The 19,727-nt window shown below is 65.2% G+C and carries 12 protein-coding genes and 2 pseudogenes; all 14 read right to left on the reverse strand.

Translation table 11 applies throughout. The annotated features are described in order from the left end of the window. Nucleotides 1–50: 50 nt before the first annotated feature. Nucleotides 51–2,127: pseudogene (fusA, locus tag QO058_RS03655) on the reverse strand (elongation factor G). A gap of 36 nt (nt 2,128–2,163) precedes the next feature. Then, entirely contained in the window at nt 2,164–2,634 is a 471-nt protein-coding gene (rpsG, locus tag QO058_RS03660; RefSeq protein WP_284170391.1) for a 30S ribosomal protein S7, read from the reverse strand. Nucleotides 2,635–2,708: 74 nt separating this feature from the next. Continuing rightward, nucleotides 2,709–3,080, reverse strand: coding sequence for a 30S ribosomal protein S12 (gene rpsL, locus QO058_RS03665; protein ID WP_057189964.1), 372 nt, complete (start codon nt 3,078–3,080; stop codon nt 2,709–2,711). Nucleotides 3,081–3,428: 348 nt separating this feature from the next. Beyond that, the gene (locus QO058_RS03670; RefSeq protein WP_284170392.1) at nt 3,429–4,517 is read right to left on the reverse strand and encodes a helix-turn-helix transcriptional regulator; all 1,089 of its coding nucleotides are present in this window, start codon (nt 4,515–4,517) and stop codon (nt 3,429–3,431) included. A gap of 373 nt (nt 4,518–4,890) precedes the next feature. Continuing rightward, complete coding sequence (gene rpoC / locus QO058_RS03675) at nt 4,891–9,075, reverse strand: DNA-directed RNA polymerase subunit beta' (RefSeq protein WP_284170393.1); 4,185 nt, start codon at nt 9,073–9,075, stop codon at nt 4,891–4,893. Nucleotides 9,076–9,204: 129 nt separating this feature from the next. Then, nucleotides 9,205–13,352: pseudogene (gene rpoB, locus QO058_RS03680) on the reverse strand (DNA-directed RNA polymerase subunit beta). A 246-nt stretch (nt 13,353–13,598) separates the two neighbouring features. Further along, the gene (rplL, locus tag QO058_RS03685; RefSeq protein WP_129155100.1) at nt 13,599–13,979 is read right to left on the reverse strand and encodes a 50S ribosomal protein L7/L12; all 381 of its coding nucleotides are present in this window, start codon (nt 13,977–13,979) and stop codon (nt 13,599–13,601) included. Nucleotides 13,980–14,030: 51 nt separating this feature from the next. Beyond that, nucleotides 14,031–14,546, reverse strand: coding sequence for a 50S ribosomal protein L10 (gene rplJ / locus QO058_RS03690; protein ID WP_284170395.1), 516 nt, complete (start codon nt 14,544–14,546; stop codon nt 14,031–14,033). Nucleotides 14,547–15,050: 504 nt separating this feature from the next. Further along, a complete protein-coding gene (gene rplA, locus QO058_RS03695; RefSeq protein WP_152013672.1) occupies nt 15,051–15,749 on the reverse strand; it encodes a 50S ribosomal protein L1 in 699 nt (232 codons plus the stop codon). A 13-nt stretch (nt 15,750–15,762) separates the two neighbouring features. Continuing rightward, nucleotides 15,763–16,194, reverse strand: a complete 432-nt coding sequence (gene rplK / locus QO058_RS03700) for a 50S ribosomal protein L11 (protein ID WP_057189972.1) — start codon at nt 16,192–16,194, stop codon at nt 15,763–15,765. Between the two features lie 155 nt (nt 16,195–16,349). Continuing rightward, on the reverse strand, nt 16,350–16,766 hold the full coding sequence (locus QO058_RS03705) for a ribbon-helix-helix domain-containing protein (protein WP_284170397.1): 417 nt from the start codon (nt 16,764–16,766) through the stop codon (nt 16,350–16,352). A gap of 69 nt (nt 16,767–16,835) precedes the next feature. Further along, a complete protein-coding gene (locus QO058_RS03710) occupies nt 16,836–17,438 on the reverse strand; it encodes a DJ-1/PfpI family protein (protein WP_284170398.1) in 603 nt (200 codons plus the stop codon). Nucleotides 17,439–17,514: 76 nt separating this feature from the next. Further along, complete coding sequence (locus tag QO058_RS03715; RefSeq protein WP_284170400.1) at nt 17,515–18,051, reverse strand: cytochrome b; 537 nt, start codon at nt 18,049–18,051, stop codon at nt 17,515–17,517. Continuing rightward, nucleotides 18,048–19,643 carry a methyl-accepting chemotaxis protein gene (locus QO058_RS03720; RefSeq protein WP_284170401.1) on the reverse strand — a complete coding sequence of 532 codons (1,596 nt, stop codon included), beginning with the start codon at nt 19,641–19,643 and terminating at the stop codon, nt 18,048–18,050. Before QO058_RS03720 ends, QO058_RS03715 begins: the two co-directional genes overlap by 4 nt. Nucleotides 19,644–19,727: the final 84 nt, after the last annotated feature.

Genomic DNA, 19,727 nt, shown 5'->3' on the forward strand with positions numbered 1-19,727 from the left:
GTCAGCCTCCGTCAGATCTTCTCAAGTGTTCCGTTTAATGCGTTGTGCGATCAGGCGTATTTGGCCTGGACCTCGGCAGCGACCGCGGACGGCACCTGCTCGTAGTGATCGAACTGCATCGTGTAGTTAGCGCGACCCTGGCTGAACGAACGCAGCTGGTTCACATAGCCGAACATGTTGGCCAGCGGCACCATCGCGTTGACGACGACGGCGTTGCCGCGCATGTCCTGGCCCTGGATCTGGCCGCGCCGGGAGTTCAGGTCTCCGATGACCGAGCCGGTGTAGTCTTCAGGTGTCACCACCTCGACCTTCATGATCGGCTCGAGCAGCACTGAGCCGCCCTTCTGCAGACCCTCGCGCAGAGCAGCGCGGGAGGCGATCTCGAAGGCGAGAGCCGACGAGTCGACCTCGTGGAAGGCACCGTCGATCAGCGTGACCTTGACGTCGACGACCGGGAAGCCGGCGAGCACGCCCGAACCGATGACCGAGTTGAGGCCCTTCTCGACGCCGGGGATATACTCCTTCGGCACCGAACCGCCGACGACCTTCGACTCGAACTCGAAGCCCTTGCCTGTCTCGTTCGGCTCGATGATGAGCTTGACGCGGGCGAACTGGCCCGTACCGCCGGTCTGCTTCTTGTGGGTGTAGTCGATCTCGGCCTTCTTGGTCAGCGTCTCGCGATAGGCAACCTGAGGCGCGCCGATATTGGCGTCGACTTTGTAGGTCCGGCGCAGGATGTCGACCTTGATGTCGAGGTGCAGCTCGCCCATCCCCTTGAGGATGGTCTGGCCGCTCTCCTGGTCGGTCGAGACGCGGAAGGACGGATCCTCGTTCGCGAGCTTCGACAGGGCCAGGCCCAGCTTCTCCTGGTCGGCCTTGGACTTCGGCTCGATCGCGATCGTGATGACCGGCTCGGGGAATTCCATGCGCTCGAGGATCACCGCATTGACCGGGTCGCACAGCGTGTCGCCGGTGCGGACGTCCTTGAGGCCGGCCAGGGCGACGATGTCGCCGGCGAAAGCCTCCTTGATGTCCTCGCGGTTGTTCGCGTGCATCAGCAGCATGCGGCCGACGCGCTCTTTCTTGTCGCGCGTCGAGTTGATGACGCCCTGGCTGGTCTCGACCTTGCCCGAATAGACGCGGCAGAAGGTGATGGTACCGACGAAGGGGTCGTCCATGATCTTGAAGGCGAGCATGGAGAAGGGATCCTCGTCCGTCGGGTGACGAACGGTCTCTTCCTCGGTCTTGAAGTCGATGCCCTTGATGTCGCCGCGATCGACCGGCGACGGCAGGAACTCGACGACGGCGTCGAGCAGCGGCTGCACGCCCTTGTTCTTGAAGGCCGAGCCGCAGAGCACCGGGTGGAAGGCGCGGCGCTGCACGGCGGTCCGCACCAGGCGGCGCAGGGTTTCGGCGTCCGGCTCGTTGCCTTCGAGATAGGCTTCCATCGCCGCATCGTCCATTTCGACGGCGGCTTCGAGCAGCTTGTGACGGTATTCGGCGGCCTTGTCGGCGAGATCGGCCGGGATTTCCTTCTCGTCGAAGGTGGCGCCGAGCGCCTCGCCGTTCCAGACGATCGCCTTCATCTTGATAAGGTCGATGACGCCGGCGAAGTTCGACTCCGAACCGATCGGTATCTGCAGGCAGACGGGCTTGCCGGCGACGCGGTCGATGATGTCCTGGACGCAGCGATAGAAATCGGCGCCGATCTTGTCCATCTTGTTGACGAACACGACGCGCGGAACGTCGTACTTGTCGGCCTGGCGCCAAACGGTCTCGGTCTGAGGCTCGACACCCTGGTTGCCGTCGAGCACGCAGACGGCGCCATCGAGCACGCGCAGCGAACGCTCGACCTCGATGGTGAAGTCGACGTGGCCGGGGGGTGTCGATGATGTTCAGGCGATGATCGCGCCACAGGCAGGTCGTCGCGGCGGAGGTGATCGTGATGCCACGCTCCTGCTCCTGCGTCATCCAGTCCATGGTGGCGGCGCCGTCATGGACTTCGCCGATCTTATGGCTCTTGCCAGTATAGAACAGGATACGCTCGGTCGTCGTCGTCTTGCCCGCATCAATGTGGGCCATGATGCCGAAGTTACGATAGCGATCGATGGGATGAGAACGAGGCATTGGAATGCTCTGTCTTTCCGGGTCCGTGACGCCGAATTACCAGCGGTAGTGCGAGAAGGCGCGGTTGGCTTCCGCCATCCGGTGCGTGTCTTCGCGCTTCTTGACGGCGTTGCCACGGTTGTTCGCGGCGTCCATCAGCTCAGCCGAGAGGCGCTCGACCATGGTGCGGTCGTTGCGGCCACGGGCGGCGGCGATCAGCCAGCGGATCGCGAGAGCCTGACGGCGCTCGGTGCGAACCTCGACAGGAACCTGATAGGTCGCGCCACCGACGCGGCGGGAACGAACCTCGATCGCCGGGGCGACGTTCTCGAGCGCGGTCTTGAAGACGGCGAGCGGGTCGCCCTTCAGCTTGCTCTCGATGATGTCGAAGGCGCCGTAGACGATGCCTTCGGCAGTCGACTTCTTGCCCTCGTACATGACCGAGTTCATGAACTTGGTCACGATCACGTCGCCGAACTTGGCGTCCGGGATGATCTCGCGCTTTTCGGCACTGTGGCGGCGGGACATCGTCTAGTCTCCGGTCAAATCTCAAAAGCTGCGAACCGGCTGGGGCATCTTGCCCCGCCAATCGGGCAGGAAAATTACTTCGGACGCTTGGCGCCGTACTTCGAACGGCGCTGCTTGCGGTTCTTGACGCCCTGCGTGTCGAGCACGCCGCGCAGGATGTGGTAGCGCACGCCGGGAAGGTCCTTGACGCGGCCGCCGCGGATCATGACGACCGAGTGCTCTTGAAGGTTGTGGCCTTCGCCCGGAATGTAGCCGATCACTTCGAAGCCGTTGGTCAGGCGCACCTTGGCGACCTTGCGGAGCGCCGAGTTCGGCTTCTTCGGGGTCGTCGTGTAGACACGCGTGCAGACGCCGCGCTTCTGCGGGCAATTCTCGAGCGCCGGAGCGGTGTTACGCGCCTTGACTGGCGAACGGGGCTTGCGGATCAGCTGGCTGATTGTCGGCATTTAAGGCCTCTCGCTCCCTTGAGCGCTAGATGAATTCGATGTTCATTCCGGCGCCTTGCGAGGCCATGACCAAACGAAGCCGCGCCATCGGCGCCCATTTCCGGGGCCTCAGGCGCGTTCGCGATGCAGAGGAACACGGAACCCGCGTTCATGCGTCCTGCCATGTCGTCGTTAGACGCTGGAATTCCGACGGAGTTTCGGTCGCGAACCTCGCTCGCAACAAAGGCAAGCGACAAACGTGTCCGACAGCCGTCGATAGTGGCGCGCTTATGACTCAGTCGGAGATTCGCGTCAACCCCGGATTTGCCGGGAGTTAACGCAATCTCGCGGCGAGCATTCAGATACCGCTCAATCGGCCGCGCCTGCCGCGACCCCCGCCCCGCGCAACAGCCCGATCAGGTCAGCCTGGCGATGCAGCCCGGTCTTGGCCATCACCCGCTTCAAGGTCGAGCGCGCGGTTTCCTCCATGATGCCCAGCGCTGCCGCCGCCTCGCGTGGGCGGTGCCCCGCTGCAATCAGCGCGGCGAGCCTGGCCTCGGCCGGCGTCAGGTCGAACAGGCCCTGGACGACATCGGCGGTCGGCACGTCCTTCACCACCACCGGCGTCACCACCAGGATGCTCGCCGCGCGCGAGAAGATGTCGTGGGCGGCACCGCGAATCGGCGTCAGGTGCAGGATCAACGGCGGTTGATTCTCACGGCGCGCCACCGGGATCGAACGCACCGTGACACTGGCTGCCCGGCCCGTCGCCTGCAAGGCTGAGGCGAGCAGGCCGTCTGCCGCTATATCGACGAGCCCGAGCCGCGACGGACGGTCGACCGCCACCGCCGGCACCAACGCCTCGAAGCTGGGATTGAGCGCAAGCGCGCGGCCATTGCGATCGAGCACCGCCGCCGGCAGGCCGATCGCCTCGAGCGCCTGGGCGGCCCCCCGCACCCGCTCGAATTCGAGCCGGGCCGAAAGCAGCATGGCACGGGCGAGATGGGGCCGCATTCTATCAAAGCGAGCGATCAGGTCACCCTCGACATGGCCCTCCTCGCGCTCGCGCTCGGCATGCAGGATGAAGGCTTCTCCGGTCGGCGAAGCGACCAAGGTCGCAACACCGATGCCGAACCCCTGCGGCAGCAGGAAATCACGGTAGACCGGCTCGTCCGCCATCTCGGCCTCGGAGAGGATGTCGATGTCGCGCAGGAAACCGGCATGGCGGCATTCAATCAGGCGACGGGTGCGCTCATTGCCGGGGAAACGGTTGAAGTGCGTCGCGACGAGCTGATCGAACTCTGCCGAGGACGAAATCCAGCGGTTGGAGGTTGGCGTTACCGCAACCAGCACCGCGCCGGCGCCGCGCGCGATCTCCTGGAAGCGGCGCAGCACCTGCGGCCACAGTTCCGGCACCACTGCCGCTTCGTAAAGACTGTCGAGAAACTGCTCGTCCATGATCCCGGCCGCACCCAGGCCTGGTCCGCAGGACGAGAAACTCCTCCGCCGACCACGCCCCCGCATGGTGTCTCAGCATGCCGCTCGTCGTTCGGTCGCTTCCGACCGACCGACGAGCGGCGCGCTGGCGCATCGCTGCCCCCCGACAGATTTCGCAAGGTAAGCTTAGGCCGCCTGTCTTGGAAAAGGTCAAGGGAGCTAAAACGAAAACGGCCGCCCGAAGGCGGCCGTTCCACAAAGCCAGTAGAACTTGCCGGTCCTGGAGCCAGATCCGGTCAGACTGAATCGGTCTGACCGGTGAATCCGTCTCTCACTTTGAGTTTAGAGACCGTTTTTCCGATCAGCTTGCGGGGCAAGCTGATCGGAACGGGCTCTATTCGGCGGCGGGCAGAGCTGCCGCGGCAGCAGCCGCGGCCTTGGCCGCCGCATCCGCCTTCTGGCCGACGATGAGGTCGTCGCGGCGCGTCGCCACCTGCTTGATGCGGGCAACCTGCGCGCCAGTGCCGGCCGGAATCAGCGAACCGACGATGACGTTCTCCTTGAGGCCTTCCAGCATGTCCATCTTGCCGTTGACCGCAGCCTCGGTGAGGACGCGGGTCGTCTCCTGGAAGGAGGCGGCCGAGATGAACGAGCGGGTCTGCAGCGAGGCCTTGGTGATGCCGAGCAGGACCGGAACGCCGGAAGCCGGCTTCTTGCCCTCCTCGCGCAGCTTGGAGTTGACCTCCTCGAGCTCGATCCGGTCGATCTGGTCGCCAGTGAGAATGTCGCTATCGCCGGATTCGGTGATCTCGACCTTCTGCAGCATCTGCCGGACGATGACCTCGATGTGCTTGTCGTTGATGGTCACGCCCTGGAGGCGATAGACCTCCTGGATCTCGTTGACCAGATAAGCTGCCAGCTCCTCGACGCCCTTGATCGCCAGGATGTCGTGCGGTGCCGGGTTGCCATCGAGGATGTAGTCCCCGATCTCGACGACGTCGCCATCCTGCAGGTGGATGTGCTTGCCCTTCGGGATCAGGTACTCGACGCCATCCGTGCCGTCATGCGGAGTCAGCGTGACGCGACGCTTGTTCTTGTAGTCGCGTCCGAAGCCGATGACGCCGGCCTTCTCGGCGATGATCGCCGCATCCTTCGGACGACGCGCCTCGAAGAGTTCGGCGACGCGCGGCAGACCGCCGGTGATGTCGCGGGTCTTGGCCGAGTCGGTCGAGACACGCGCCAGCACGTCGCCGGCCTTCACCGACGAGCCAGGCTCCATCGAGATGATGCCGTCGACAGGCAGGATGTAGCGGGCGTCACCGCCGCGCGCGAGCTTGGCGATCTTGCCATCCGGCCCGTGCACGGTGAGCGCCGGCTTGAGGTCCGAGGTACGGGCCGAACCGCGCCAGTCGATGACGACGCGCTTGCTGATCCCGGTCGCCTCGTCGGTCGTTTCCGTGATCGACATGCCGTCGACCAGGTCCTCGTAGCCGACCTTGCCGTCGACCTCCGCCAGGATCGGGCGGGAATAGGGATCCCACTCGATCAGGCGCTGGCCGCGCTTGACCTTGTCGCCGTCGTCGACACGCAGCTTCGAGCCGAACTGGACGCGGTGAACCGCGCGCTCGGCACCGTCGGGGCCGGTGATGACGATGGCGAGATTGCGCGCCATCGCGATCAGGTCGCCGTCCGAGTTGCGCGCCGCATTGCGGTTGCGGATCTTGACCGTGCCCTCGAAGTTCGACTCGACGAAGGACTGGTCGGCGATCGTCGCGGCGCCGCCGATGTGGAAGGTACGCATGGTGAGCTGCGTGCCCGGCTCGCCGATCGACTGCGCGGCGATGACGCCGACGGCCTCGCCCATATTGACGGGCGTGCCGCGGGCAAGATCGCGCCCATAGCAGGTCGCGCAGACGCCGTTCTTGGTCTCGCAGGTCAAGACCGAGCGGATCTTCACCTCCTGGACGCCGGCAGCGTTGATCTTGGCGATGTGGCTCTCTTCGATCACCGCGCCCTTGGCGACCAGGACGTTACCCTCGAGGTCGGTAACCTCCACGGCTGCCGAACGGCCCAGGATGCGCATGCCGAGCGAAGCCACGACCTGGCCGGCATCGATGATGGCGCGCATCTTGATGCCGTTGTCGGAGCCGCAATCGACCTCGGAGATGATCGCGTCCTGCGCCACGTCGACGAGACGGCGGGTGAGATAACCCGAATTCGCCGTCTTGAGCGCGGTGTCGGCGAGGCCCTTGCGGGCGCCGTGGGTCGAGTTGAAGTACTCGAGAACGTCGAGGCCTTCCTTGAAGTTCGAGATGATCGGCGACTCGATGATCTCGCCCGACGGCTTGGCCATCAGGCCGCGCATCGCCGCGAGCTGCTTCATCTGCGCCGGCGAACCACGGGCGCCCGAATGGCTCATCATGTAGATCGAGTTGATCGGCTTATCGCGGCCGTTCTCGTCCTTTTTCACGGTCGAGATGCGGGCCATCATCTCCTGGGCGAGCTTGTCGGAGCACTTCGCCCAGGCGTCGACGACCTTGTTGTACTTCTCGCCCTGGGTGATCAGGCCGTCCTGGTACTGCTGCTCGTAATCCTTGGCGAGCGTGCGGGTCGCGTCGACGATCTCCCACTTGTTCTCCGGCACGACCATGTCGTCCTTGCCGAAGGAGATGCCGGCCTTGAAGGCGTGCTTGAAGCCAAGCCCCATGACGCGGTCGCAGAAGATCACCGATTCCTTCTGACCGCAGCCGCGATAGACGGCGTCGATCATCCCGGAGATTTCCTTCTTCGTCATCAGGCGGTTGCTGACGTCGAAGGACATGGCCGGATGCTCCGGCAACGCGGTCGAAAGGATGACACGGCCGGGCGTGGTGTCATAGATCTTGGTGTAGGGCTTGCCGTCCTTGCCGACGCCGGTCCAGCGGTATTTGATCTTCGAATGCAGCGTCACGACCTTCTCGTGCAGCGCGTATTCGAGCTCGCCGAAATCGCCGAAGACCTTGCCCTGGCCCGGCTCGCCATCCGAGATGATCGAGAGGTAGTACAGGCCGAGCACGATGTCCTGCGACGGCACGATGATCGGCATGCCGTTCGCCGGGTGCAGGATGTTGTTGGTCGACATCATCAGGACGCGCGCTTCCAGCTGCGCCTCGAGCGACAGCGGGATGTGCACGGCCATCTGGTCGCCGTCGAAGTCGGCGTTGAACGCGGCGCAGACCAGCGGGTGCAGCTGGATCGCCTTGCCCTCGATCAGCACCGGCTCGAAGGCCTGGATGCCGAGGCGGTGCAGCGTCGGAGCGCGGTTCAGCAGCACCGGATGCTCGCGGATGACCTCGTCCAGGATGTCCCAGACCTCAGGCTTCTCCTTCTCGACCAGCTTCTTGGCCTGCTTGACCGTGGTCGAGTAGCCCTTGGCATCGAGGCGGGCGTAGATGAACGGCTTGAACAGCTCGAGCGCCATCTTCTTCGGCAGCCCGCACTGGTGCAGCTTCATCTCCGGGCCGACCACGATGACCGAGCGACCGGAATAGTCGACGCGCTTGCCGAGCAGGTTCTGCCGGAAGCGGCCCTGCTTGCCCTTCAGCATGTCGGCGAGCGACTTCAACGGGCGCTTGTTGGCGCCGGTGATGACGCGGCCGCGGCGGCCGTTGTCGAACAGGGCGTCGACCGATTCCTGCAGCATCCGCTTCTCGTTGCGAATGATGATGTCCGGCGCGCGCAGCTCGATCAGCCGCTTCAGGCGGTTGTTGCGGTTGATGACGCGGCGATAGAGGTCGTTCAGGTCCGAGGTCGCGAAACGGCCGCCATCGAGCGGCACGAGCGGACGCAGATCGGGCGGGATCACCGGGATGATGGTCATCACCATCCATTCCGGCTTGTTGCCCGACTCCTGGAAGGCCTCGATGATCTTGAGGCGCTTCATCAGCTTCTTCGGCTTGAGCTCCGACGTCGTCGTCGCGATCTCATGCTTCAGGTCAGCGTTGATCTGGTCGAGATCGAGCGCGCGCAGCATCTCGCGGATCGCTTCCGCGCCGATCATCGCCGTGAAAGTGTCGGCGCCGTACTCTTCCTGGGCGCGGACGTACTCTTCTTCGGTCAGCAGCTGGCGATCCTTGAGCGGGGTCAGGCCCGGCTCGAGCACCACATACGACTCGAAATAGAGGATGCGCTCGAGCTCCTTGAGCGGCATGTCCATCAGGAGGCCGATGCGCGACGGCAGCGACTTCAGGAACCAGATATGCGCGACGGGAGCGGCGAGCTCGATATGGCCCATGCGCTCGCGCCGGACGCGGGCGAGCGTCACCTCGACGCCGCATTTCTCGCAGATCACGCCCTTGAACTTCATGCGCTTGTACTTGCCGCACAGGCACTCGTAGTCCTTGATCGGCCCGAAGATGCGGGCGCAGAACAGGCCGTCGCGCTCGGGCTTGAACGTACGATAGTTGATCGTCTCGGGCTTCTTGATCTCGCCGAACGACCAGGATGCAATCTTTTCAGGGCTGGCGATCGAAATCTTGATCGCGTCGAACGCCTGCTGCACCGGCTGCTGGCCGAAAAGGTTCATGACCTCTTGCTTCATAGCCTGTCTCCTGTGGCCGGTGGGGTTTTAGGGAAAACCGCCCTGCCCGACCTTTAATCCATCGGCCGGCGGCGAAAGTGCCGCCGGCATGAGTAACGAACGACGTTCCGCCCCTGCGGGCGTCGCGCCTTACTCGGCTGCCTCGGCCGGCACGTCGCCCGGCTTCGGCTTGTTGTTGATGAGCTCGACGTTGAGGCCCAGCGAGCGCATTTCCTTGACGAGCACGTTGAAGCTCTCCGGGATGCCCGCTTCGAAGTTGTCCTCGCCGCGCACGATCGACTCGTAGACCTTGGTGCGGCCCGCGACGTCGTCCGACTTCACCGTCAGCATCTCCTGCAGCGTGTAGGCGGCGCCGTACGCTTCGAGCGCCCAGACCTCCATCTCGCCGAAGCGCTGGCCGCCGAACTGCGCCTTGCCACCGAGCGGCTGCTGGGTGACCAGCGAGTAGGGACCGATCGAGCGGGCGTGGATCTTGTCGTCCACGAGGTGGTGCAGCTTCAGCATGTAGATGTAGCCGACGGTGACCTTGCGGTCGAACGGCTCGCCCGTACGCCCGTCATAGAGCGTCACCTGGCCGGACTTGTTGAGGCCCGCCTGCTCCAGCAGGGCCTCGATGTCCGACTCCTTGGCGCCGTTGAAGACCGGGGTCGCGATCGGCACGCCGCGGCGCAGATTCTGGCCCATCTCGACCAGCTCGGCGTCGTCCATCGAGGCGATGATCTCGTTGTCCTGGTAGACCGCCTCGAAGCTGTCGCGCAACGCCTTGGAATCATGCGCCTTGCGATAGGCGTCGAGCGCCAGGCCGATCTGCTTGCCGAGACCGGCGGCAGCCCAGCCCAGATGGGTCTCAGGATCTGCCCGACGTTCATGCGCGAGGGCACGCCGAGCGGGTTCAGCACGATGTCGGCATGGGTGCCGTCCTCGAGGAACGGCATGTCCTCCGCCGGCACGATGCGCGAGACCACGCCCTTGTTGCCGTGGCGGCCCGCCATCTTGTCGCCGGGCTGGATCTTGCGCTTCACCGCGACGAAGACCTTGACCATCTTCATCACGCCGGGCGGCAGCTCGTCGCCGCGCTGCAGCTTCTCGACCTTGTCGAGGAAGCGCTGCTCGAGGCGCTTCTTCGACTCGTCGTACTGCTTCCGCATCGCCTCGATTTCGGTCATCAGGGCGTCGTCCGCCGTGGCGAACAGCCACCACTGCGAACGCGGGAACTCGCTCATCACTTCGCGGGTGATGACCGTGTCCTTCTTGAAGCCCTTCGGACCGGCGAGGCCGGTCTTGCCGGTCAGGATCTCGGCCAGACGCGCGAAGGTGTTGCGGTCCAGGATCGCCTGCTCGTCGTCGCGGTCCTTGGCGAGACGCTCGATCTCCTCGCGCTCGATCGCCTGGGCGCGCTCGTCCTTGTCGACGCCGTGGCGGTTGAACACCCGGACCTCGACGATCGTGCCCTGCACGCCCGGCGGGACACGCAGCGAGGTGTCACGGACGTCCGAAGCCTTCTCGCCGAAGATGGCGCGCAGCAGCTTCTCTTCCGGCGTCATCGGGCTTTCGCCCTTCGGCGTGATCTTGCCGACGAGGATGTCGCCAGCCGCCACTTCCGCGCCGATATAGACGATGCCGGCTTCGTCGAGGTTCTTCAGCGCCTCTTCCGAGACGTTCGGAATGTCGCGCGTGATTTCCTCAGGGCCCAGCTTGGTGTCGCGGGCCATGACCTCGAATTCCTCGATATGGATCGAGGTGAAGATGTCGTCCGAGACGATCTTCTCCGAGAGCAGGATCGAGTCCTCGAAGTTGTAGCCGTTCCACGGCATGAACGCGACCAGCACGTTGCGGCCGAGCGCGAGCTCACCGAACTCGGTCGACGGGCCGTCCGCGACGATGTCGCCCTTCTTGACGATATCGCCGACGCGCACCAGCGGACGCTGCGTGATGCAGGTCGACTGGTTCGAGCGCTGGAACTTCTGCAGACGGTAGATGTCGACGCCCGGCTTGGTCGGGTCCATCTCGTCCGAAGCACGGATGACGATACGGGTCGCATCGACCTGGTCGACGACGCCGGCGCGGCGGGCCGCGATGGCGGCGCCGGAGTCCCGGGCGACCGCAGCCTCCATGCCGGTACCGACGAACGGCGCGTCGGCGCGAACCAGCGGCACCGCCTGGCGCTGCATGTTCGAGCCCATCAGCGCGCGGTTGGCGTCGTCGTTCTCGAGGAACGGGATCAGCGCCGCAGCGACGGAGACGACCTGCTTGGGCGAGACGTCCATGAAGTCGACCTTGTCGACCGGCACGACGATCACTTCACCGGCGCGGCGGCAGACGATCAGGTCGTCGGTCAGACGGCCTTCCTTGTCGACGACGGCGTTGGCCTGGGCGACGTTGTACTTCGCCTCCTCCATCGCCGAGAGATAGATGATCTCGTCGGTCTGCTTGCCGTCGCGGATGCGCCGGTACGGGCTCTCGATGAAGCCGTACTTGTTGACGCGCGCGAAGGTGGCGAGCGAGTTGATCAGGCCGATGTTCGGGCCTTCCGGCGTCTCGATCGGGCAGATGCGGCCATAATGCGTGGTGTGCACGTCGCGCACCTCGAAGCCGGCACGCTCACGGGTCAGACCGCCCGGGCCGAGCGCCGAGAGACGGCGCTTATGGGTGACCTCCGAGAGCGGGTTGGTCTGGTCCATGAACTGCGAGAGCTGCGACGAGCCGAAGAACTCGCGCACCGCGGCAGCCGCCGGCTTGGCGTTGATCAGGTCCTGGGGCATCACCGTGTCGATATCGACCGAGGACATGCGCTCCTTGATGGCGCGCTCCATGCGCAGGAGGCCCAGGCGATACTGGTTCTCCATCAGCTCGCCGACCGAGCGCACGCGCCGGTTGCCGAGATGGTCGATGTCGTCGATCTCGCCCTTGCCGTCGCGCAGGTCGACCAGCGCCTTGACGACCGCGAAGATGTCTTCCTTGCGCAGGATGCGCACGGTGTCCTCGGCGTCGAGATCGAGGCGCATGTTCATCTTGACGCGGCCGACGGCCGAGAGGTCGTAGCGCTCCGAGTCGAAGAACAGCGACTGGAACATGTTCTCGGCGGTCTCGAGCGTCGGCGGCTCGCCGGGACGCATCACGCGGTAGATGTCGAACAGCGCCTCTTCGCGGCGCGAGTTCTTGTCGACCTGGAGCGTGTTGCGGATATAGGGACCGATCGTGATGTGATCGATGTCCAGCACCGGAATCTCGGTGTAGCCCTTGTTGATCAGGTCGACCAGGTTGCCCTTGATCTCGCCGGTCTTCGGGTCTGCGGCCATATTCAGTTCTTCGCCGGCCTCGGCATGAACTTCGCCGGTGCTGGGATCGACGAGGTCCTCGGCAACGTACTGGCCGACGAGATCCTCGTTCGTGGCGCGCAGGAACTTCAGGCCCTTGTCGGCGAGTTGGCGGGCGGTGCGCGCGACCAGCTTCTTGCCGGCCTCGATCACGACTTCGCCGGTGTCGGCGTCGATCATGTCGACGCTCGCCTTGAAGCCCTTCATACGCTCGGCGTCGTAGGGAACGCGCCAGCCCTTGTCGTCGCGGACATAGTCGACGCGGTTGTAGAAGCGCTTGAGAATCTCCTCGCCGTCCATGCCGAGGGCGAACAGCAGCGAGGTGACCGGAATCTTACGCTTGCGGTCGATACGGGCGTAGACGATGTCCTTGGCGTCGAACTCGATGTCGAGCCAGGAGCCGCGATAGGGGATGATGCGGGCGGCGAAGAGCAGCTTGCCCGAGGAATGGGTCTTGCCCTTGTCGTGGTCGAAGAACACGCCCGGCGAACGGTGCATCTGCGAGACGATGACGCGCTCGGTGCCGTTGACGATGAAGGTGCCGTTGTCCGTCATGAGCGGCATCTCGCCCATGTAGACGTCCTGCTCCTTGATGTCCTTGACCGATTTGGCCTGGGTGTCCGGATCGATATCGAACACGATCAGGCGCAGCGTCACCTTGAGCGGCGCCGAGAAGGTCATGCCGCGCTGGCGGCACTCGTCGACGTCGTATTTCGGCGGCTCGAAGGTGTACTTGACGAACTCCAGCAGCGACGAGCCCGAGAAGTCGCCGATCGGGAACACCGACTTGAAGACCGACTGCAGGCCTTCATCGCCGCGGCCGCCCTTGGGCTCTTCGACCATCAGGAACTGGTCGTAGGACGCCTTCTGAACCTCGATGAGGTTCGGCATCTCCGCCACTTCCTTGAGCTTGCCGAAGAACTTGCGGACGCGCCTGCGACCCTGGAGGGAAGTTACCATCATGTTCCTCGCATCTCGGACGGCTCACCCGGCGGTCCGGGGTATAGGCGGTCGGGCCGCCGGGTGAGCCGCTCGGCGCATCATGTCGCGCCGACGTTCAAACTGGATCGACCTGCACCGCATGTGCGGGAGGTCTTTGAGTACGCGCCGTCCCTTCCGGAAACGACGCAACAGCCCCGGAGGCGGCGAACCGCCCCGGGACTGTGCTTGTCGACTAGAGACGGACCGGCATCAGCCGGCCCGGACTCACTTGAGCTCGACCTTGGCGCCGACGGCCTCGAGCTGCTTCTTGAGCTTCTCGGCCTCGTCCTTGCCAACGGCTTCCTTGACCGGCTTCGGAGCGGCCTCGACCAGGTCCTTGGCCTCCTTGAGGCCGAGGCCGGTGATGGCGCGGACTTCCTTGATCACCTCGATCTTCTTGTCGCCAACGGCGGCAAGAACGACGGTGAACTCGGTCTGCTCTTCGACAGCAGCGGCGGCAGCGCCACCAGCAGCCGGGCCGGCGGAGACGGCGACGGCGGCGGCAGCCGAAACGCCCCACTTCTCTTCGAGCAACTTGGCGAGGTCAGCAGCCTCGAGAACGGTGAGCGACGAGAGTTCGTCGACGAGCTTGGCGAGATCGGCCATAGTTTAAGTTCCTGATGTAAGAGGTTCGAACGATTAAGGGTTGTCGGCTGCTCAGGCAGCGTCCTTGTCGGCATATGCCTGGAACACGCGCGCGAGCTTTGCGGCAGGCGCGGTCGAGAGCTGGGCGATCTTGGTCGCAGGGGCCTGCAGGAGGCCGAGCAACTTGGCGCGCAGTTCGTCGAGCGAGGGCATCGTGGCCAAAGCCTTGACACCGTCGGGGTTCAGGGCGGTCGTGCCCATCGCGCCGCCGAGGATGACGAGCTTGTCGTTCTCCTTGGCGAATGCGACGGCGACCTTCGGCGCCGCGACCGGATCGCTGGAATAGGCGATCAGGGTGGGACCCGTCAGCAGGGAGCTGATGGATGCGACGTCGGTGCCTTCAAGAGCGATCTTGGCCAGCCGGTTCTTTGCGACCTTCACGATGGCGCCATTGGCCTTCATCTCGCGACGAAGCTTCTGGAACTGGGCCACCGTCAAACCCGCATAGTGGGCCACGACAACGACCGACGTCTTCGAGAAGACATCGTTCAGCGTCGCGACGGCATCAGATTTTGCCGCTTTATCCACTGGGCTCTCTCCGGTAGGCGACAGGTTTTAAGGCCCGCCGCCAGTTGCACGTGTCGCTCAGAAAGTGACCGGTTGACACCGACCCCTCGCCGGAGCGACGCTCAGTGCCCTGTCCCCTGCCATGGCCGAAGCCGTGATCGGGCGAGATGGTTCGAACCTCGTTCGGCGCCCTTCGGCACCGGAAGAGTTCTTGCACCGTCTATGCAGGCCTCTTGGCGAAATTATGCCCTCTGGCCGGAGCCAAAGGCGCACCTGCAGTCTCAGACAGGACTTGGATGCCCGGTCTCTGGAGATCGCTCCCCTTCGAACCGAAACACCCTTTTTCGGCGGCGAACCGCCAAAAACGCGAAATGGACCTCCTCGTGCCAAGCACGCGGAAGCCCCGTCACTTATGGAAACACGGAGGAGGCTATAGACCCTCCCCCGACTTCTGCCAAGTGGTAATCCCTGCGCTGAAGCGCAAGGCGGGGCTGCGGCCGCGATAGAAGCGGCCGCGACGCGCTATCAGCCGCCGAGGACGGTGTTCGGCTCGATTTTGACGCCCGGACCCATGGTCGAGGAGATCGCGACGCGCTGGATATAGGTGCCCTTGGCGCCGGCCGGCTTCGCCTTCGAGACAGAATCGACGAACGCCTTGATGTTCTCGCCGAGCTTGGCGGCATCGAACGAGGCCTTGCCGACGGCGGCGTGGACGATGCCCGCCTTCTCGACGCGGAACTCGACCGAACCGCCCTTCGAGGCGGCGACGGCGGCGGTCAGGTCCATGGTCACCGTGCCGACGCGCGGGTTCGGCATCAGGCCACGCGGGCCCAGCACCTTACCGAGGCGGCCGACCAGGCCCATCATGTCCGGGGTCGCGATGCAGCGGTCGAACTCGATCGTGCCTTTCGACACGATCTCGACCAGTTCCTCGGCGCCGACGATGTCCGCACCGGCCTTCTTGGCCTCCTCGGCCTTGGCGCCGCGGGCGAAGACGGCGACGCGCAGCGTGCGGCCCGAGCCGTTCGGCAGGTTGCAGACGCCGCGGACCATCTGGTCGGCGTGGCGCGGATCGACACCGAGATTCATCGCGATCTCGACGGTCTCGTCGAACTTGGCGTTCGCGCGGGCCTTGACCATCGCGACGGCCTCGGCGAGCGGGTAGAGCTTGATGCGGTCAACGCCTTCACGGCCTTTGACGACGCGCTTTCCGACATGTGCCATTGTCAGTTCCCCCTCAGCCCACGACTTCCAGGCCCATGGAACGGGCCGAGCCACGGATCATCGCCACCGCCGAATCGACGTTGTCGCAGTTGAGATCGGCCATCTTCTTCTCGGCGATCTCCTTGAGCTGAGCCGACGTGACCTTGCCGACATTGCCGCCCTTGCCCGGGGTCTTCGAACCCGAGGTCAGGCCGGCAGCCTTCTTCAGCCAGTACGAGACCGGCGGCTGCTTCATCTCGAAGGTGAAGGAGCGATCCTGATACGCGGTGATGATCACCGGGATCGGCATGCCCTTTTCCATCTGCGCGGTCTTCGCATTGAAGGCCTTGCAGAATTCCATGATGTTGAGGCCGCGCTGACCCAGCGCGGGACCGATCGGCGGCGACGGATTGGCCGCGCCCGCCGGAACCTGAAGCTTCACGTAACCCGTGATCTTCTTAGCCATGATGGCTGCTCCTGTCGCTCGCACCGGTGCCTACCGGGACGACGACGCCCCGCCCGTGAGCTGCTATCGCTCCGGATCGGGGTGTTGCAGGGCGTGGTGCGGCGTGAACCTCCGGTTGGCTGACCGGCACGCCTCCCACGCATGTGAGGGCCGCCCTATGGCACAGGGCGCACCGAAAGGGAAGCCCCGGAAGGACTTGGGCGCTGCGGACGGCGCGTCGCAGGCGAAAGCCGCTGCGCCTCGCGCGCCAGGATGCTGTCGGCGTCGAGCTCGCGGATCGGCCGGTCGAGCTCGCGCGGCACGTCCCCGGTGAGCTGCAGCATCAGGTAGCGGCCGCAGCAGACGCGCAGGAAGGAGGCAAAGTTCTCGCCATCGCCATGGGTCTCGATCAGCTCGCCATGGAGCTTGGCCAGCAGCTGACCGAGGCTCATCCCGTCGCGTGCGGCAATTTCCTCGAGCACGCGCCAGTACAGGTTCTCGAGCCGTACACTGGTCGAGAAGCCGTTGAGCCGTACCGATTTCAGGCGTGTCCGCCAGAGATCGGCATCGGCATTGATGAAGAGCTTGCACATGGCGCCCTCCCCGCGCGCGATTGCCACGCATCATACAGCGACGGCGGAGCGAAGCGAGGCCTGCCCTGATCAGGCGGCCTGCCGCAGCGCGCGGTGGCTGATCTGCGTTCCGAGCACCGTAAGGAACTGGGCGAGCCAGGCCGGGTGCGCCGGCCAAGCGGGCGCAGTCACCAGGTTGCCGTCGGTCGTCGCCGCGTCGATGGCGATGTCGGCATAGCGGCCACCGGCGAGCTCGACCTCCGGGCTGCAGGCCGGATAGGCCGAGCAGCTGCGCCCTTGCAGAACACCGGCAGCGGCAAGAATCTGCGCGCCATGGCAGATCGCTGCAACCGGCTTGTTCGTCTCGAAGAAGTGCCTGACGATCGCGATCACCTGCTTGTTCAGGCGCAGATACTCCGGCGCCCGCCCGCCCGGCAGCACCAGCGCGTCGTAGCTCGCGGCGTCGACATCGGCGAAGCTGGCGTTGAGCGCGAAATTGTGGCCACGCTTCTCCGAATAGGTCTGCTGGCCCTCGAAATCATGGATCGAGGTCGCGACGCTGTCGCCCTTCGTTTTGTCGGGGCAGACCGCATCGACCTTGTGGCCGACCGCGAGCAGGGCCTGGAACGGCACCATGATCTCATAGTCCTCGCCGAAATCGCCGACGATCATCAAAATGCGCTTGCCGGTCATCATTGTCCTCCCTTCCACCCGCTCTCGGGTGGTGGGGGAGCATAGTCGCGGCCGGGACAGCGCGGGTGTTAACCGGTTAACGCAGGCCGGCCTTGGCCTCCCGCGTCAGGTAATCGCCGAGCGCCACCCCGATATGGATGACGACGAGGGCGATCAGCCCGAAGGCGAGCCAGGCGTGGCTCGTCAACAAGAGAGCGGCATGACCCATCTCCTCCGGCCAGATCACCGGGAGCGAAAGGCCGAACAGCAGCTGCCGTGCGCCGAACGCGGAAGCGCCGGCCCAGCCCAGCAGTGGTACGACCAGCAGCGCAAGATACAGCAGCGCATGGACCGGCCGGCTCGCCGCTCCCTTGCGCCAGCGCGCTGTGAGCTGCGCGAACAGGCGATAGGCGATCCGGATCAGCACGAGGCCGAGCAGCAAGGCGCCCGTGGTCTTGTGGCAGAGATAGAGCGTGTCGGCGGTCGGCCCCTCGCCGATCTGTTTCATCATCACGCCGCTGGCGAACAGCGCCAGCACCAGGGCCGCCGTCAACCAGTGCAGCGCCTGCGCGATGATCGGCAATGGTGGCCGCGCCGCGGCGCTCGCGTCCGCCTCGGAGATCGCCATGCTCATGCGGCCAAGTCCTTGCGCGTGATGAAGCCCTCGACAGCCTGCCGCAGCTCCGCCGCCTGCCGGTCGAGATCGGCGGAGGCCGCCGTGACCGAGCCGGCGGTCTGACGCCAGCTCGCCAGCGTGCCGGCGAGTTGCTCCACCTGCTCGGCGACGAGCCTGACATCGCCGGCGGTTCGCGACGTCGTCTCGCTGATCGAGCGCGAGCCGACATCCTGGCGAGCGGTCACTTCGGCGATCGAGAGCGCCGCCTTGTCGACCTTCTCGACCGAAGTCACCAGGGCGCCGATGCGCAAGGTGATGCGCTGCGCCGCGACGGTGATCTGGTTCAACCCTGTGCGGACATCGTCGGTCGCCTCGGCCGTGCGGTGCGCGAGCTGCTTGACCTCGCCGGCGACGACCGCAAAGCCCCTGCCCGCTTCGCCGGCCCGCGCCGCCTCGATGGTGGCGTTCAACGCCAGCAGATTGGTCTGGCTGGCGACGGTTCCGATGATGTCGATGACCTGCACGATCTTGCCTACCGCATCGCTCAATTCGACCGTATCAGCCGTCGCTTGATCGACCAGCGCCTTTGCGGCATCGGCGACCTCGGAGGTCCGCCAGGCCTCGCCTGCCGCCGTCGCCAGCAGCGTGGACACTTCCGCGATCGCGCCGGCGACATGATCGACATGCTCAGAGACACGCTGCGTCGACTGCGTGGCCGCGCCGGCCCGCTCGTCGACGACACCTGAGAGCTGCGCAAATTCTCCGGCGGCCTGCGACAGCCGGGCTGCATGCTGCTCCAGCGCCTGGGCGATCGCGGCGATCCGTTCCTGGAAAACTGCATTGCGGGCCTGGGCGGCTTCCTGGCGCGCGACTTCGCCCGAAAGCGCGTCCAGTCGCGCCTGGGCGGCGTCCTGCTCGGCCTGCAGCCCGCGCCGATGCGCCAGCAAGGCACGGCCGAGCATGCCGATCTCGTCGCGCCGCATGGCGAGCTTGTCGAGCCCCCGTCCCTCTTGCCGATTCTCGGCCAGGGCGCGCGCCATGCCGGAGATCGGGCGGACCAGCCAGTTATGCTCGAGCACCACGATGAAGACGAGGCTGAACAGCCCGAGCAGCGAGAGCAGGACCTTGTTCTGATGGGCGCTCTCGACATGGTGCGACAGGCTCGCGCTCAGCCGGCCGATCTCCTCGCCGAGCCCGCGCCGCAAGGCCGAGCGCTTGTCCGCGATCACCCTGAGCTCGGCCCGGGCCGTGGCCGTGTCGGCAGCCTCGCGCATGGCGTTGGCACGCGCCGCGACCTCCTGCGTATCGGCCTGCAGCCTGTCCTCGAGCCGGGTGGCGATGTCCTCGGCCGCGATCGCGAGCACTTCGAGATCGGAGGGTTCCGCGCGGTTGCCCGAGAAGATCGCAATGCTGATGCGCTCGAAGACCATGGTCGTCGCTTCGAGGCGGCGGGCGAGATCGCTCTGCGCCTCCAGGGCTTGCGTGAAGCCGTGGAGCTTGCGCGAGCCGATCAGCTCGGTCGCGACATAAAGGCATGACAGCGCGCCGAGGAGCACGCCCCACAGCGCCAGGCGCTGCCCGACCGTCGCCTTGAATGTCCTGAGAAACATGCCCGCCCGCACCAAAAGCCGGCGGGACATTGCCATACACGCCTGAAGGAGGCGTTAACTACGAAATCACGCAAAAAGGGTGCC

It is taken from the genome of Bosea vestrisii (genome assembly GCF_030144325.1).
Taxonomy (GTDB): domain Bacteria; phylum Pseudomonadota; class Alphaproteobacteria; order Rhizobiales; family Beijerinckiaceae; genus Allobosea; species Allobosea vestrisii_A.